This is a genomic window from Pseudomonas sp. LBUM1662 (genome assembly GCF_059695915.1).
The window spans coordinates 3,997,491-4,013,104 of record NZ_CP166793.1; the positions used below are offsets into that span (position 1 = coordinate 3,997,491).

A 15,614-nucleotide genomic window follows, 5' to 3' on the forward strand; every position below is an offset into this window, starting at 1 on the left:
CGGGTTTTATGCATTGAAGATCAAAAGATCGCAGCCTCGTTGCACTCGACAGCTCCTACATTGGAATGCGTTTCCCTGTAGTAGCTGTCGAGTGAAACGAGGCTGCGATCTTTTGATCTTTTCTCTACGTGAAGTTTTATTTAGAAAGTCCGCAAGCATTTATTGGCAAAATGCCCCCACACTCTGCCATGAACTGATTATCAGGCCAGCCCTATGACCCGCATCTTGACCATCGAAGACGACGCCGTGACCGCCCGGGAAATCGTCGCCGAACTCAGCAGCCACGGCCTCGACGTCGATTGGGTCAACAATGGCCGCGAAGGCCTGGAGCGTGCGGTCAGCGGCAACTACGACCTGATCACCCTCGACCGCATGTTGCCGGAACTCGATGGCCTGGCCATCGTCACCACGCTGCGGACGATGGGCGTGGCGACGCCGATCCTGATGATCAGCGCCCTCTCCGACGTCGATGAGCGAGTACGCGGCTTGCGGGCCGGCGGTGATGATTACCTGACCAAGCCGTTTGCCACCGATGAAATGGCCGCGCGGGTTGAGGTGCTGCTGCGTCGCCAGAACACCGTGACCGCCCAGGCGACCACGCTGCGGGTCGCCGATCTGGAACTGAACCTGATCAGCCACGAAGCCAGCCGCGACGATCAGCTGCTGACGCTGTTGCCCACCGAGTACAAGTTGCTGGAATTCCTGATGCGCAACACCGGGCAGATCCTGTCGCGGATGATGATTTTCGAGGAGGTCTGGGGTTATCACTTCGACCCCGGCACCAACCTGATCGACGTGCACATCGGTCGGCTGCGCAAGAAGATCGACCCGCCTGGCAAAGTCCCACTGATTCGGACCGTGCGAGGCTCGGGTTATGTCATTGCTGAACCCCTCTAACGGCTGGCGCTCTTCCAGCAGCCGCTTGCTCGCGCTCTACAGTTCGCTGTTCGTGATCTGGAGCGGGATTCTGATGGGGGTCATGTACTACGAAGTGTCCGCGTACCTGGACAACCTGGCCAAACACTCGCTGATGCAGCGTCAGCATCTGTTTTCGCACTTTCAGGGCGAGCAACTGGCCGACGCCCTCGCCGTCAGCATGACCTTCGACATTCGTGGCATCGACGCCTACGGCCTGTTCGATTCGCAGCACCGCTACCTCAGCGGCGCGCTGCGGCACATGCCCGAAGGCCTGCCGCTGGATGGCAAGATCCACATGCTCGGCGACTGCGCCGAATCCGACGACCCCAGCCTGCCCGCCGACAGTTGCGACGCCGTCGCGACCCAGACCAAGGACGGCCGCTGGCTAGTGCTGGTGCGCGATAACGGTTCGCTGTTTGCCGTGACCCGGATCATTCTGCACGCGTTGCTCTGGGGTGTGACGCTGACTATCCTGCCCGGCATCGCCGGTTGGCACCTGTTGCGCCGGCGGCCGTTGCGGCGGATTCGGGCGATTCAGGCCAGCGCCGAGGCCATCGTCGCCGGTGATCTGACCCGGCGGTTGCCGCTGTCCAACCGCCGCGATGAGCTGGACATGCTCGCCGCCATCGTCAACGCCATGCTCGAACGCATCGAACGCCTGATGAACGAGGTCAAGGGGGTGTGCGACAACATAGCCCATGACCTGCGCACCCCGCTGACCCGCTTGCGGGCGCAGTTATACAGGATTCAGCAACAGGCGGATGACGGCTCGACCCTGGCCGTGCAGCTCGACTCCGTACTGGGTGAAGCGGACACCTTGATGGCGCGGTTTCGCGGGTTGTTGCGGATTTCCGAGCTGGAGGATCGCCAGCGACGTTCCGGTTTTGTGCAGCTGGACCCGGTGCCGCTGTTGCAAGAGTTGCACGACTTTTACCTGCCGCTGGCGGAAGAAGGTGAGCTGGTGTTCACGCTGCAACTGCCGGCGTCGCTGCCGATGTTGAACGGCGATCGGGCGTTGTTGTTTGAAGCGGTGGCGAACCTGCTGAGCAATTCGATCAAATTTACCCCGCCCGGTGGCGAGGTGATTTTGCGGGGGATCAATGAAGGTGGGCGCACGCGGATCGAAGTGCTTGATTCAGGGCCCGGCATTCCGGAAAGCGAGCGTGAAGCGGTGTTCCAGCGCTTTTACCGTGCCGAGGGTGGCAATCAGAAAAGCGGGTTCGGGCTGGGGTTGTCGATCGTTGCGGCGATTGTCAGCCTGCATGGCTTTGCGCTTGAAGTGGGCACCAGTGAGCTGGGGGGTGCACGGTTGGTGCTCGATTGCGGACAGGATCTGATTCCCCAAACCTGACCCAATCTCCCAGACAAAGAAGATCCCCTGTGGGAGCGGGCTTGCTCGCGAATGCGGTCTTTCAGTCAACGATGATGTCGCCTGATCTACCGCCTTCGCGAGCAAGCCCGCTCCCACAGGGGAATTGTGGTGTTTTCAGGTTGGGTAATTGGCCCGCAGGGCCTCAAGTCCGCCCTGATAAATCCCGGTAAACAACGCTTCGACTTCGGCCTCACTCACCCCGACCGGCAAGAACCGACCCGACCACGTCACCCGAGCGCCCTGCCCCTGAGCCTCGACCTTGATCGTCGCCAAGTACTCGGTCGCCGGAAACGGTGCCTGCAAAATCGAGTAGCTGTAGGTTTTGCCGGCGTTATCAAACGATTCCAACCGCTCAACCACCACCGCGCCGTCCGACGTTTGCAGGCTGCGCACTCGCCCGCCTTCACTCAATTCGCTTTTCGGGATAAACGGCAGCCAGTCCGGCAGCGTGTCGAAGCCACCAATCAATTGCCACACCTGATCGGCCGAAGCCGGAATATCGATAAACGCTGATGCCTTTGCCATGTAATGCTCTCTCTCAATCAATAAAATTCAGATCGCCATGCTGTCGACGACACCGCCGTCGACCCGCAATGCCGCGCCTGTCGTGGCCGAGGACAGCGGCGAGGCGATGTAGGCCACCAGGTTGGCGACTTCCTCGACATTGGCCACGCGCTGGATGATCGACGTCGGCCGGGCCTTGCGCACAAATGCGTCGGCCTCTTCGCGGACACTGCGTCCTGATTCGGCGGTGGCGTCCTTGAGCATCTGCTCCAGGCCATCGGTCAGCGTCGGACCCGGCAGGATCGCGTTGACCGTCACGCCTGTGCCCGCCAGCCGTTTCGCCAGACCGTGGGACACCGCGAGGTTGGCACTTTTGGTCACGCCATAATTGAGCATGTCGGCCGGGATCGCGATGCCGGATTCCGAGGACAGGAAAATCACCCGGCCCCAGCCTTGCTTGACCATGTCCGGTACGTAATGCCGGGACAGGCGCACACCGGAGATCACGTTGACCTCATAGAAGCGCGTCCATTCGCTGTCCGGCGTGTCGAAAAAATCCACCTCGTTGAAGATCCCGAGGTTGTTCACCAGGATGTCAGCGCGTGGTTCGGCGACGAACAGCTGCTCGGCCCCTTCGGCCGTGCCGAGGTCGGCGGTCAGGCCACGCAGTTGCGCGCCCGGCACGCTCTGGCGAATGCTCGCCAGCGCCTGTTCGACCTTGGCCGTCTCGCGGCCGATCACCACCACCGTGGCGCCGGACTCGGCCAACGCCTTGCTGATGCCCAGGCCAATGCCGGCGGTGCTGCCGCTGACAATGGCGAGTTTTCCAGTCAGATCGATCTTCATGCTCAAACTCCTCAGATTGGCAATGGAGCGCGTTCGCTCACCAGTTTCGCGTCTCGCATCGCCTGCCAGAAAGCAGTGGGAATCACCGCCGACAGTGCGGCAACGTCTTCAGCAATCCGGTCTGGACGGCTGGAGCCCGGGATCACCGCCGCCACGGCCGGGTTGGCCAGCGAGAATTGCAACGCAGCAGCCTTGATGTCGACACCGTGGGCAGCCGCGATTCGTTTGATTTGCTCGACTTTGTTGACGATCGCCGGGCTGGCTTTCTGGTATTCGAAGTGCGTACCGCCGGCCAGAATGCCCGAGCTGTAAGGACCGCCGACCACGATTTCAACGTTCTGCGCCAGGGCCGCGTCCATCAGACGTTGCAAGGCCCGGTCGTGGTCGAGAAGAGTGTAGCGACCCGCCAGCAGAAAACCGTCCGGCTGGGCTTCGGTCAGATCAAGGGTCAGTTCGCAAGGTTCGACCTTGTTCACGCCCAGGCCCCACCCCTTGATCACGCCTTCTTCGCGCAAACGGGTCAGCACTTTGAACGCGCCGGTGCGGGCCTGGTTGAAGTATTCCAGCCACTGATCGCCGTAGAAGTCCTGGGCGATGTCATGCACCCAGACGATGTCCAGGCGATCGGTTTGCAGGCGCTTGAGGCTGTCTTCGATCGAGCGCATCGTCGCGTCGGCGCTGTAGTCGTTGACGATCTTGTTCGGGCGGCCGTGTTCGAACACGCCGCTCTTTTCGCCCAGGTCGCGGGCCGCGGCGTCTTCGACTTCATCCAGAATGACCCGGCCGACTTTGCTGCTCAGCACGTAGTCGTCGCGGTTGTATTGGGCCAGGGCGGTGCCGAGGCGAATCTCCGACAGGCCCGAGCCGTAGAACGGCGCGGTGTCGAAGTAACGCACGCCGGCATCCCAGGCGGCGTGCACGGTAGCTTGCGCCTCGTCTTCAGGAATCGCGCGGAACATGTTGCCTAATGGCGCGGTACCGAAACCCAGCGTGCCGGGCAGTTTGTCTTTCAAGCTCATGATTCAATCCTCGTCAGTTTCAGTGGTCAGTTGCCTGACCGTTGAGCAGATCCTAGATTGCGATGGTCGGACCGTCCAAGACATAATGTGCAGCACTTAAGTCCTGACAGGTCTGACATGATCGACATTCGCCAATTGCGCTACTTCGTCGTCGTCGCCGAAGAAGAACACGTCGGTCGCGCCGCCGAACGCTTGCACATTTCCCAGTCGCCCCTGAGCCGGCAGATCGCCCAGCTCGAAGAACGCCTGGGCCTGACCCTGTTCGAGCGCAGCCAACAGCGCATCCGCCTGACCCGCGACGGCCAGACGTTCCTCGCCGAAACCCGCGCCCTGCTGACCCATGCCAGCCGCCTCGAATCCCTGGGCAAACGCCTCGGGCGCGGCGAAGAAGGCGGCTTGTGCATCGGCTACATCGAAAACGCCATGCACGCCGGCGTGCTGCCCAATGCCTTGCGGGTGCTACGCGTCGACCGACCGAGCGTGCACGTTGCGTTGTACAACCTGAGCTCCGCCGAACAATTGGAGGGCCTGCGTCAGCGTAGTCTGGACATCGCCCTTGTTGGCGAACCGCCCGTCGCCGACGACCCGGACCTGCTGGGTTTTCAAGTGCTGGACGACCCGATGCTGCTGGCCCTGCCCGAACATCACCCCTTGGCTAAACAGCCTGTATTGACGCCGAGCGACCTGGCCGATCAGGAATGGATCGGCGTGCAACACCGTCAGAACTGCGCCAGCCGCGAAGACTTCGTCAGCGCCTGCATCCGCGCCGGTTTCACCCCGGACATTCGCATGGAAGCCACCGAGCCTTTCACTGCGTTGGGGCTGGTGGCGTCGGGGTTGGGGATTGCGATGATTCAGAACGGCTTGAGCCGCAACGCACCGCCTGGCGTGGTGCTGCGGGAAGTGCCGTGGATTTCGTTTACCACGCCACTTTGGGCGGCATGGCACCGGATCAATTTGCGACCGTTGGTGGAGACGTTCAGGAAGGTGCTGACGGAGCCGGGCGCTTAAGATCAAAAGATCGCAGCCTCGTTGCACTCGACAGCTCCTACATTGGAATGCGTATTTCCTGTAGGAGCTGTCGAGTGCAACGAGGCTGCGATCTTTTGATCTATCACGCATGAGATTTGCTCAAGCGGGCCTGCGGTTTTGTGCTTTGACCCGTTTCCCTTCCGCCGACTACAACAGCGACTCGCTTGTCATTCACGGGGGAACACCAGATGCCTGACAGTAAAACCGCATTGCCTGCCAGCCTGGCAATCACTCTGGCGCTGTGTTGCGGCTTTTCGGTTGCGACCATCTATTACAACCAGACCATGCTGCCGCTGATTGGCGCGACGTTCAGCATTTCCGGCGCGCATGTCGGCCAGATCGCCATGCTCACTCAACTCGGTTACGCCCTCGGCTTGTTGCTGTTTGTGCCGTTGGGCGACCGCGTGACCCGGCGCTCGCTGATCCTCGGCATGCTCAGCCTTAACTTTCTCAGCCTGATCGCCTCAGCCATCGCGCCGACCTACTCCTTTTTGCTGCTGGCCAGCGTCGTGCTCGGCCTGTCTGCCGTCAGTGCACAAATCATCATCCCCGCCGCCACCGCCCTCGCGCGCCCGGAGCAACGCGGCAGCGTGTTGGGCATGATGGTCAGTGGTTTGTCGGCCGGCGGTCTGTTGGCGCGGGCCTTGAGCGGCGCTGTCAGCACCTGGATCGGCTGGCGCGGCATGTTCTTCGCCGCCGCCGCGATGAACGTCCTGCTGTTTATGGCGATCCTGATCCGCATGCCGGTGACCGCGCCGTCCAGCGCCCTGCCCTATCTGGACCTGATGAAATCGATGTGGAAACTGGTGCGCGATCACCCGACGTTGCGTCGCTCCTCAGTGAGCGGCGGCCTGATTTTCGGGGCGTTGAACGTGTTCTGGGGTTCGATGGCATCGTTGCTGGCGCTTGAGCCTTATCACTATTCCAGCGGGCAGGCCGGGTTGTTCGGGCTCTCGGCGATTGTCGGGATTGTGGCCGCCTCCTGGCTCGGACGACTCACGCAACACTACGGCATCAAGCTCAGCTACCTGGGAACCGGCGCGGTGCTGCTGGCCTTCATCGCTTTGTATCTGGGCGGTTCAGCCGGTTTCTGGTGGCTGATCCTGGCGTGTGCCACTGCGCTGGACATCGGTAATCGGGCTAACCAACTGGCCAACCAGGCACGGATCCTGGCCTTGGCTCCAGAGGCAGTCAGCCGCTTGAACACGGTGTTCATGGTTACCTACTTCACCGGCGGCGCGTTGGGATCGGCACTGGGTTCAAGTGCCGCCGAGTATCACGGTTGGCCGGGGCTGGCGGCGGTGGGCGCATTGTTTGCGGTGTGTGGATTGATCTCGATCTTTCATTCCGGACGTGCTGAGAGCGCCCATTGAAAAGATCAAAAGATCGCAGCCTCGTTTCACTCGACAGCTCCTACAGGGGAATGCGAAACCCGTGTAGGAGCTGTCGAGTGCAACGAGGCTGCGATCTTTTGATTGTGCGCGTGATCAGCGCAACGGCTGCCCCCGCGTCTCTGGCATCCGCAAGTAAACCACGGCACTGATCGCACTGATCACCGCCAGGTAAATCCAGAACAACCCGCCATACCCCCAACCCGCCATCGCGGCCATCAGGTACGGCGCGGTGCCGCCGAACAAGGTCACCGACAAGGCGTACGGCAAGGCGATGCCGGTCACCCGAACTTCGGCCGGAAACTGTTCGGCCATGGTCACCGCCGAGGCGGCGCCGAAGCCGGTCATGATCACCATCGAGACGGTCTGGATCAGCGTCACTTCCATCAGGCTGATGCCGACATGCAGCAGCCCAAAGCTCGGCCAGGCCCACAGGATCGAGGCGATGGCGAAGGCGATGAGCACCGGACGACGCCCGACGCGGTCCGCCAGTTTGCCGGCGAAGGGCAGCAATACCAGCGACACGCCCACCGAAATCACCCCGGCCAGCAAGGTGTCGCGGATCGACATGCCAGTGATCAGGTGCACCTGGTTCGGATAGCTGACCATCCACACGTAGTTGAGCAGGTTGCCGGCCATGGCGATGCCGATCACGCGCATGGCATCGCGGCGATGGCTGAACAGCAGTTCACGAATCGGGCGTTTTTTGCCGTGGCTGGCGATGCGCGATTTGAAGATTTCGGTTTCGCGTACCGACAGGCGAATCCACAGCGTGATCAAGCCCATCAACGCGGCAATCACAAACGCTACACGCCAGCCCCAATCATAGAGCGCAGTGTCGCTGCCCATCGACGCCAGGGCGAAGCCGAGCAGGAACGACACCAGCGTGCCAGCGTTGATTGCAAACCACTGCCACGACCCGGCGAATGCCCGTCGATGTGCCGGGGCCGACTCGATCAGGAACGCCGAAGCGGAACCGAATTCACCGCCCGCCGAAAAGCCCTGAACCAACCGCGCCAGCACCAGGATGATCGGCGCGGCAATGCCGATGCTTTCATAGTTGGGGCAGATACCGATCACCAGCGAGGCGACGGACATTAGCAGGATGGAGAGCGTCAGGCCTTTCTTGCGACCGTAGCGGTCAGCCAGTTGACCCAGCACCGCCCCACCGATCGGGCGCATGATGAAGCCGACCGCGAACACGGCCAGCACCGACAGCAAGGCGGTTGCCCCGTCACCGGCAGGGAAAAACTGCTTGGCCAGGATGGAGGAAAAGGTCGCGTAGATGACCCAATCCGTGTACTCGACGATGGTGCCCAGGGTGGCGGCGACAATCGCTTTTTTCTCGGCACTGTTGAGTTGTCGACCTTGTGTGGCGGAGGTGGCAGTGGCGTTGGATGCGGACGGCAGTTCGCTGTCCACCGTAGGGTAGTTGCTCATGGTTATGGCTCCCGTGGGCGCTATTATTGTTGACCTTTAGACGCGGCCTCAGTGTTGCTACGGGAGAAATATCCAGCACCGTCAGCTTCTCGTGTAGCGAGTTTTCAGGGCGGTTCGGTTGACTAAATATCAACCCACTGCCTTGAGGTTTTCTCAACGCATGCCCCTGTAAAACTCGGTTGAAGGCGCCCGGGCGAGCGAGGGTAAATGCAGGCAATCATGGGGCTGCCCACGACCTCCCCCATGCACCGCATCGACAACAAAAGTTTCGCGAGGAGAACCCCGCAATGTTTGAGCAGACCAACAGCTTCATCAATGGGCGCTCCGTGCCGCCGCTGGACGGCCAGTACGAAGACAAAATCGACCCACGCACCGGCGAAAAACTCAACGAAGTGGCCAGCAGCGGCCCGGCGGACGTGGCCATCGCCATCGACTCCGCCGCCGCGGCGCTGCAAGCCTGGCGCGACATGCGCCCGGCTGATCGCGGGCGCATCCTCAACGATTTCGGGCGTCTGATCCGTGCCAGCGAAAGCACCCTCGGCGCGCTGGAACGGGCCGAAACCGGCAAGCCCGGGCGCGAGATGGCGACACTGATGGACCTCACGGCGCAGTACTTTGAGTTCTACGGTGGCATCGTCAATGTCATGGACGGTGAAGTGATCAACCAGGGCCCGAACTACCACGTTTACACCCGCCGCGATCCGTTCGGCGTGATCGGCGTGATTCTGCCGTGGAACGCCCCGCTGCATCAGGCGGCCCGGGCGATTGCCCCGGCGCTGGCCACCGGCAACACGGTGGTGGCGAAACCGTCCGAGCATACTTCGGCATCGCTGGTGGAACTGGCACGCATGGCCATCGAGGCCGGCATTCCGCCGGGCGTGTTCAACGTGATCGTCGGCAAGGGCAGCATCATCGGCCCGGCCATGGCGCATAACCCGCACATTCGCAAAATCTCCTTCACTGGCGGTATTCGTGCCGGTCAGGAGCTGGGGCATATTGCAGCGGAGCGGATCCTGCCGCTGACCCTGGAGTTGGGTGGCAAGTCGGCCAACATCGTGTTCGACGACGCTGATCTGGACGCCGCCGCCAAAGGCTCGACCCTCGCGTTCACCTGGAACAGCGGCCAATGGTGCGCCGCCGGGACACGGCTGCTGGTGCAGGAATCGATCTACGATCGCTTCGTCGACAAACTGGTGGCCGAGGTCGGCAAGCTGCGCGTCGGTCCGCAGGACGATGCGACCTCCGGCCCGATCACCACCCACGCCCAGTTCGAGAAAATCCAGAGTTACTTTGCAATCGCCGAACGCGAGGGCCTGACCCCGGCGATCGGCGGCAAGGTGGCGAGCCATCCCGGTTTCGAAAACGGCTGGTACATCGAGCCGACCGTCTACACCGGCGTGACCAATGACATGACCCTGGCCCGGGAAGAAATCTTCGGGCCGATTGTGTGCGTGATTCCGTTCAAGGATGAAGCGGACGCGTTGCGTATCGCCAATGACAGCGAGTTCGGCCTGGGCGCCGGGATCTGGAGTCGTGACATTGGCCGCGTGCATCGGGTTGCCGGCAACCTTGAGGCTGGGCGAATTGTGGTCAACGAATACAGCGGCGGATTTGTCCAGACCCCGTGCGGCGGGTTCAAGCAAAGCGGGTATGGGCGTGAGCAGGGAGTGGATGCGTTGTCGCATTACACGCAGCTCAAATCGGTGATTATCCGCCTATAAGAAACCCGCGATCTGTAGCCGCTGGCGAAGCCTGCGTTCGGCTGCGCAGCAGTCGTAAAACCTGAGAACGCGGTCATTCTGAAACACCGCGTTTTCTGATTTCACGACTGCTTCGCAGCCGAACGCAGCCTTCGGCAGCTGCTACAGGGCCGAGTGAATCCGGAGCAAGGAACGCGACCTTTCGGTCGCGTTTTGTTTGGCGGTTACCAAAGCGCCAACGAGTAGGTAACGATCAACCGGTTCTCATCGATATCACTGGAGAAATTGCTCCGCGCGCTGGCGTTTTTCCATTTCAACCCCAGGTCCTTCAGCGGCCCACTCTGAATCACATAGCCCAACTCCGAATCCCGCTCCCATTCCTTGCCGCCATCCGCGCGAGTGCGCACAGTGACGTCGTCACCCGACAGGTAGCGGGTCATGAAAGTCAGCCCGGGCATCCCCACGGCAGCGAAGTTGTAGTCGTAGCGCGCCTGCCATGAGCGTTCGTCCTGATTACCGAAATCGTTGATCAGCACCAGGTTGACCAGATAACCGTCAGTGCCATTCATATTGGCAAAACCGGTGTCGCCACTCATGCGCTGATACCCCAGGCCCACTGAATGGCCTCGGGCGCTATAGGTAAACATCGCACCCAGCGCCGAGTTATCGACATTGCTGCCGCCCTCGTCGAGGCTGCGCGCCCAGCGTAAATCAGAGCTTAACGTCTGCCCTTCGCTGATCGTCCACTTGTGGTTCAGGGTCAGGTAATGCTGCTGATAAATCCCCTCCAGTTCACCGTAGTGATAGGCCGTGCTTAGCGCCGGCGCCCAGCGGTAAGTGGCCCCGGCAAAGTCGAAACGGTCACTGGTGGCGTGGCGACCCAGGCGAATATTGCGCGAGCCACCGTTGAAAACGCTCATGTCTTCATTGTCGGAGGAGTTGCGCAGGTTGGTCTGGTCGAGCCTTCCAAGGTCCAGCGACAGCTTGTCGATGTCCGCGCTGTTGAGCCAGGCGCCGCGAAAGGTCTGTGGTAACAGGCGTGTATCGTTGTACATGACCACCGGCATCCGCGGCAGCACGGTGCCGACTTTAAGGGTGCTGCGCGCCATGCGCAATTTGCCGGTCAGGCCCAGTTCGCCGTAGTCATCCTCGGCTCGCCCGCCCGGTCCACGCGCGGTATTGAGCAGTCCGGTGCCGGAGCGATCCGGCGATGAATCCAGCCTGATCCCGACCAAGCCGATGGCGTCAAAACCGACCCCGATCATGCCGTCGGTGTAACCCGATTCCAGCCGCAGGATGAACCCCTGCGCCCATTCCTCGGCCTTGCTTTGAGCGACGCCGGACTGGCGGAAATCACGATTGAAGTAATAGTTGCGCAGCTCCAGGCTGCTTTTGCTGTCCTGAAGGAAATCGGCGCACGCCGGGTTCATCAGGGTGCTGGCGGCGCTGCACAACGCCAGTTCCGACACCAGCGGGAAGCCCTTCCGGGCGTTGGAAAAGGGGCTTTTCATGGATGTGTTTCTCTTATTGTTGTCAGGTTCGGCCACGCGCCAGACCGGCGCGTGACGGTCGATCCTGAAAGCCGCGCTGCTGACCGACAATCGAGAAAAACACGCCCTTGCCTTGAGTTTTAATCAAGTGGGTTTAGGCTCTGGGTTACGTACACTGCGCGCCGCTCCTCCCATAAGAACAAGAGTTGCTTACCATGGAACGTCTGCCTCCACTGAATGCCATCCGTGCGTTCGAATCTGTCGCCCGGCATTTGAGCATCACCCTGGCCGCCGATGAATTGAACGTCACCCCCGGCGCAGTCAGCCGGCAGATCCGCACGCTGGAAGAATTCCTCAAGCTCGATCTGTTCGTGCGCGGGCACCGCCAGATCACCCTGACCGCCGCCGGCGAGCAATACTTTCGCGCCGTGGCCCGAGTGGTCGAAGACCTGCGCGGGGCCACCAAAAAACTCATGTCTCCGCCACTGCGCCGTCAACTCAAGGTGCGCGCCTACACCACGTTTGCGATGCAGTGGCTGATCCCGCGCCTGGCGAGTTTCCACGCGCAGAACCCGAAGATCGAAGTGTTGCTGACCGCCTCCCTCGAGCCGGTGGACTTCTACAAGGAAGACATCGACGCGGCCATCCGCCTCGGCTCCGGTGAGTGGCCCAACTGCAATTGTCATGTCCTCAGCGATAACCAGCTCGCCCCGGTGTGCAGCCCGTCGTTGCTGCAGCATGGCCCGGGGCTGCAGACGCCGGCCGATATCGCCAACTACACGATGCTGCACTCGATTGCCCGCCTCGAAGACTGGCGGTATTGGCTGGAAGCCTGCGGGGTCAGTCGCGAAGTAGATGCCCACGCCGGTATGACTTACCAGAGCTCGTCGATGGTGTACGCCGCCGCTGTCGGCGGTCAGGGCATCGCCATGGCGCAGCTGTTTCTGGTGAGCAAGGAACTGCAGGATGGCACGCTGATTCGGCCGTTCGAGCAGGTGGTGGACATGGGCGTGTACACCTATTACCTGCTGATTCCCAAGCACCGCGAGGAAAGCGAAGACCTGCGGATTTTCCGTGAATGGGTCCTTGAACAGGCGCGCATCACCCGCGATCTGGCTTGAGCTTTAGTCAACGCACCGCGGCGTAAAACTGCTTTGTCGGTCAATTGTCGACGTGTCTAGCATGAGGTCTCCCTCCATAAAAAAGAGACCTGCCATGACCACCCTCAATACGTTTTCCGTCGGCTTCATCGGCCTCGGTGCAATGGGCCAGAAAATGGCTCGCCATCTGCTCGACAAAGGCTTTGATCTTGACCTGTTCGATCCCAATCCCCAGGCCCTCGCGCCGTTGCTTGAACGCGGTGCGCGCAGCCATGCCACGCCTCGGGAAGTGGCGGACCACGCGCATATCGTGTTGGTGTGTGTGCCAACGCCGGACATCGTCGAAAGCGTGGTACTCGGTGTCGACGGCGTGATCCACGGCCAGAAAGTGAACATTCTGGTCGACCACTCCACCACCGGCCCGAGCCTGGCCCGATGCCTGCACGCGGCGTTGGCCGAGCGTGGCATCGACGCCCTTGATGCGCCACTGGCCGGGGGTGTCGCGGGTGCGCAAAACGGCACGCTGTCGGTGATGGTCGGTGGTAATCGCACAGCCTACGAGCGCTGTGCGCCGGTATTTGCGGCCTTCGGCAAGAAGGTCGAACACATCGGCACCGAGCCGGGGCTGGGCCAGACGTTGAAACTGGTCAACAACATGATCGTCGCCGCGACCCTGGTGGCCACCAGCGAAGCCATGCTGTTCGGGGTCAAGGCCGGGCTCGATCCACGGCAGATGGTGGAGATGCTCAACGCCAGCACCGCGCGCAGTTTCACCAGCGAACAGATCCTGGCGGGCACCGTGATGCGCCGGGAATTCGATTTCGGTTTCCGCCTGGATCTGATGCGCAAGGATGTGCGGTTGTTTCTGGCCGAGGCGGAAAGCTCTGGAGTGCCGGCCTTTACCTCTTCGGTGGTGAAGCAGTTCTTTGATCAGGCCTTGAGCGAAGGTGATCCGGCGCGGGACATGACCCATGTGGTGCAGGTGCTGGAGCAGATGGCGGGCGTCACGCTGCAAGGCTGAGTTTCATTTACGCCACCAATCCCTGTGGGAGCGGGCTTGCTCGCGAAGGCGGTGTGTCAGTCAACATTTATGCTGCCTGATACACCGCCTTCGCGAGCAAGCCCGCTCCCACAGTTTTGTTTGCATTCCAATCAGACACACAGGTTGATTGTCTGACCGATGGTTTGATTTTTTCTCAACCAAACCGGGTTTTTATATCGTTTGTCGGGCCTTGTGCCCTGCCCGACCATGACCTCCAGAGCTTGTTCGCAAGCCCATAACAACAGGAGGTCATCATGAGTTTTTCCGCGTCCATTTGGGCACCTACCACGCCACCCGGTCTTCATGCCTCGCGCCATCATCACAGCGGCGAAATTTTCTTCCCGTGCGTACCGGCCGAGTCTCCGTTGAGCAGCCAGTTCGACGACACCGTGCTCGACGTTGAAGGCCAGGTCTACAGCTTCACCATCATGCACCCGAGCCCGAAAAGCGGCCTGCCACCGTTCGTACTCGCTTATGTCGACCTGCCCGGCACGGTGCGTTTGTTCGGGCGCCTGATTGGCAGCCCCGGCATCCCCGCCATCGGCGAAAAATGCCGAGTCATTGCCGACGACACCTTCGGCTACGTGTTCCAATCCCAGGAGGCCCGTCCATGAGCCAGATGCATGTAATGGGCGGCGCCATGACCGTCTTCGGCCGTCACCCCGGTGTCATGGCCCCGGAACTGGCGCAACGGGCGATCCTTGATGCAGTGGCCGATGCAGGTCTGCAACTCGGCGACATTCAGGCCGTCTACTGCGCCAACGTGCTGGGCGGGATGATTCTCGGGCAAGTGATCGTGCGCGATCTGGGCCTTAAAGGCATTCCTGTCTACAACATCGAAAACGCCTGTGCCAGCGGCGCGACGGCGGTGCATCTGGCGCGTCACGCCTTGCTCGCCGGTCAATACGAACGCGTGCTGGTGTTCGGCATCGAGCAGTTGACCGCGTTGGGCGGCGGCATGATCCCGATGCAGCGCAATGACCGCATGACCGACCTCTACGCCACAGCCGGCATGGTGCTGCCGGCGGTCTACGCCATGCGCGCCACCCGCTTCCTCCACGAGCGTGACGCCAAACCTGCCGATCTGGCCGCTGTAGCCGTGAAGAATCGCCGTCACGGTTCGCTCAACGAATACGCCCAGCAACGCACCGAAGTCAGCCTCGAAGAAGTGCTCGCCTCGCGCATGATTGCCGACCCGCTGACCCTGTTGCAATGCTGCCCATCCCAAGTGGACGGTGCCGCCGCGCTGGTCCTCGGCAACAAACCCGGCCCTCACGCCAAAGACGTCAAGGTGTTGGGTTCGATCATTGTCTCGGGCCTGCGCGAGAGCGGTGACGAAGACATTCTCGATGCCGAAATCACCGCACGCGCCGCACGCCTGGCCTATGAACAGGCCGGTGTCGCACCCGCCGATATCGGCGTGGTCGAGCTGCACGACGCCTTCACCATCGCCGAACTGTTGTATTACGAAGCGCTGGGGCTGGCCGCACCGGGCGAAGCGGTCGCGCTGTTGCACTCGGGCGCTACTTCACTCGGTGGTCGTGTACCGGTCAATCCGAGCGGCGGCCTGTTGGCCAAGGGGCATCCATTAGGCGCCACCGGTGTCGCGCAAATGGTCGAGTTGCTCTGGCAGTTGCAAGGCCGCGCCGGCAGCCGCCAAGCCGGCACACCGCGCCTGGGCCTGGCGCAATGCACCGGCGGCGGCATCGCCGGGGTCGACCACGCGGCGTCGGCCGTGCACATCCTGGGAGTCTGAAGCC

General features: G+C 61.5%; 14 protein-coding genes. 9 read left to right on the top strand and 5 right to left on the bottom strand.

The features are described from left to right. The first annotated feature begins 213 nt into the window (after positions 1-213). Together ACA049_RS17850 and ACA049_RS17855 are read left to right on the top strand one after the other, a co-directional pair. Positions 214-897: a response regulator transcription factor gene (locus ACA049_RS17850; RefSeq protein ID WP_010455216.1), complete on the top strand. Its 684-nt coding sequence runs from the start codon at positions 214-216 to the stop codon at positions 895-897. Beyond that, the gene (locus ACA049_RS17855; RefSeq protein ID WP_497328583.1) at positions 875-2,269 is read left to right on the top strand and encodes a sensor histidine kinase; all 1,395 of its coding nucleotides are present in this window, start codon (positions 875-877) and stop codon (positions 2,267-2,269) included. Before ACA049_RS17850 ends, ACA049_RS17855 begins: the two co-directional genes overlap by 23 nt. Positions 2,270-2,404: 135 nt before the next feature. Here ACA049_RS17855 and ACA049_RS17860 read toward each other — a convergent pair whose 3' ends face one another. The 3 genes from ACA049_RS17860 to ACA049_RS17870 are packed head-to-tail and all read right to left on the bottom strand — an operon-like array spanning position 2,405 to position 4,659. Continuing rightward, positions 2,405-2,815, bottom strand: coding sequence for an SRPBCC family protein (locus ACA049_RS17860; protein WP_497328584.1), 411 nt, complete (start codon positions 2,813-2,815; stop codon positions 2,405-2,407). Between the two features lie 27 nt (positions 2,816-2,842). Further along, on the bottom strand, positions 2,843-3,640 hold the full coding sequence (locus tag ACA049_RS17865; RefSeq protein ID WP_497328585.1) for an SDR family NAD(P)-dependent oxidoreductase: 798 nt from the start codon (positions 3,638-3,640) through the stop codon (positions 2,843-2,845). Between the two features lie 11 nt (positions 3,641-3,651). After that, positions 3,652-4,659 carry an aldo/keto reductase gene (locus ACA049_RS17870; protein WP_497328586.1) on the bottom strand — a complete coding sequence of 336 codons (1,008 nt, stop codon included), beginning with the start codon at positions 4,657-4,659 and terminating at the stop codon, positions 3,652-3,654. 117 nt (positions 4,660-4,776) lie between these two features. Here ACA049_RS17870 and ACA049_RS17875 point away from each other — a divergent pair, with 117 nt between their 5' ends. Then, complete coding sequence (locus ACA049_RS17875; RefSeq protein ID WP_497328587.1) at positions 4,777-5,670, top strand: LysR substrate-binding domain-containing protein; 894 nt, start codon at positions 4,777-4,779, stop codon at positions 5,668-5,670. A gap of 209 nt (positions 5,671-5,879) precedes the next feature. After that, on the top strand, positions 5,880-7,064 hold the full coding sequence (locus tag ACA049_RS17880; protein WP_497328588.1) for an MFS transporter: 1,185 nt from the start codon (positions 5,880-5,882) through the stop codon (positions 7,062-7,064). A gap of 114 nt (positions 7,065-7,178) precedes the next feature. Here the strand turns inward: ACA049_RS17880 and ACA049_RS17885 are convergent, their stop codons facing one another. Next, entirely contained in the window at positions 7,179-8,522 is a 1,344-nt protein-coding gene (locus ACA049_RS17885) for an MFS transporter (protein WP_497328589.1), read from the bottom strand. A gap of 287 nt (positions 8,523-8,809) precedes the next feature. On the opposite strand from ACA049_RS17885, the gene ACA049_RS17890 reads away from it, so the two are divergent. Further along, positions 8,810-10,243 carry an aldehyde dehydrogenase family protein gene (locus tag ACA049_RS17890; RefSeq protein WP_497328590.1) on the top strand — a complete coding sequence of 478 codons (1,434 nt, stop codon included), beginning with the start codon at positions 8,810-8,812 and terminating at the stop codon, positions 10,241-10,243. A 203-nt stretch (positions 10,244-10,446) separates the two neighbouring features. Here the strand turns inward: ACA049_RS17890 and ACA049_RS17895 are convergent, their stop codons facing one another. Beyond that, the gene (locus tag ACA049_RS17895) at positions 10,447-11,733 is read right to left on the bottom strand and encodes an OprD family porin (RefSeq protein ID WP_497328591.1); all 1,287 of its coding nucleotides are present in this window, start codon (positions 11,731-11,733) and stop codon (positions 10,447-10,449) included. Positions 11,734-11,927: 194 nt separating this feature from the next. On the opposite strand from ACA049_RS17895, the gene gcvA reads away from it, so the two are divergent. From gcvA to ACA049_RS17915, 4 genes are all read left to right on the top strand, one after another. Then, a complete protein-coding gene (gene gcvA, locus ACA049_RS17900; RefSeq protein WP_497328592.1) occupies positions 11,928-12,833 on the top strand; it encodes a transcriptional regulator GcvA in 906 nt (301 codons plus the stop codon). A 94-nt stretch (positions 12,834-12,927) separates the two neighbouring features. Next, positions 12,928-13,833 (top strand): NAD(P)-dependent oxidoreductase, encoded by a 906-nt coding sequence (locus tag ACA049_RS17905; protein ID WP_497328593.1) that lies wholly within the window; start codon positions 12,928-12,930, stop codon positions 13,831-13,833. Between the two features lie 275 nt (positions 13,834-14,108). After that, entirely contained in the window at positions 14,109-14,468 is a 360-nt protein-coding gene (locus ACA049_RS17910) for a Zn-ribbon domain-containing OB-fold protein (RefSeq protein WP_497328594.1), read from the top strand. Then, positions 14,465-15,610: a thiolase family protein gene (locus tag ACA049_RS17915; protein WP_497328595.1), complete on the top strand. Its 1,146-nt coding sequence runs from the start codon at positions 14,465-14,467 to the stop codon at positions 15,608-15,610. The genes ACA049_RS17910 and ACA049_RS17915 overlap by 4 nt, the downstream gene beginning before the upstream one ends. Positions 15,611-15,614 lie beyond the last annotated feature (4 nt).

Excerpts from the sequence above, each read along its gene's own strand:
- ACA049_RS17850 (WP_010455216.1), top strand. The coding sequence starts at position 214 with ATGACCCGCATCTTGACCATCGAAGACGACGCCGTGACCGCCCGGGAA.
- ACA049_RS17855 (WP_497328583.1), top strand. The coding sequence starts at position 875 with ATGTCATTGCTGAACCCCTCTAACGGCTGGCGCTCTTCCAGCAGCCGC.
- ACA049_RS17860 (WP_497328584.1), bottom strand. The coding sequence starts at position 2,815 with ATGGCAAAGGCATCAGCGTTTATCGATATTCCGGCTTCGGCCGATCAG.
- ACA049_RS17865 (WP_497328585.1), bottom strand. The coding sequence starts at position 3,640 with ATGAAGATCGATCTGACTGGAAAACTCGCCATTGTCAGCGGCAGCACC.
- ACA049_RS17870 (WP_497328586.1), bottom strand. The coding sequence starts at position 4,659 with ATGAGCTTGAAAGACAAACTGCCCGGCACGCTGGGTTTCGGTACCGCG.
- ACA049_RS17875 (WP_497328587.1), top strand. The coding sequence starts at position 4,777 with ATGATCGACATTCGCCAATTGCGCTACTTCGTCGTCGTCGCCGAAGAA.
- ACA049_RS17880 (WP_497328588.1), top strand. The coding sequence starts at position 5,880 with ATGCCTGACAGTAAAACCGCATTGCCTGCCAGCCTGGCAATCACTCTG.
- ACA049_RS17885 (WP_497328589.1), bottom strand. The coding sequence starts at position 8,522 with ATGAGCAACTACCCTACGGTGGACAGCGAACTGCCGTCCGCATCCAAC.
- ACA049_RS17890 (WP_497328590.1), top strand. The coding sequence starts at position 8,810 with ATGTTTGAGCAGACCAACAGCTTCATCAATGGGCGCTCCGTGCCGCCG.
- ACA049_RS17895 (WP_497328591.1), bottom strand. The coding sequence starts at position 11,733 with ATGAAAAGCCCCTTTTCCAACGCCCGGAAGGGCTTCCCGCTGGTGTCG.
- gcvA (WP_497328592.1), top strand. The coding sequence starts at position 11,928 with ATGGAACGTCTGCCTCCACTGAATGCCATCCGTGCGTTCGAATCTGTC.
- ACA049_RS17905 (WP_497328593.1), top strand. The coding sequence starts at position 12,928 with ATGACCACCCTCAATACGTTTTCCGTCGGCTTCATCGGCCTCGGTGCA.
- ACA049_RS17910 (WP_497328594.1), top strand. The coding sequence starts at position 14,109 with ATGAGTTTTTCCGCGTCCATTTGGGCACCTACCACGCCACCCGGTCTT.
- ACA049_RS17915 (WP_497328595.1), top strand. The coding sequence starts at position 14,465 with ATGAGCCAGATGCATGTAATGGGCGGCGCCATGACCGTCTTCGGCCGT.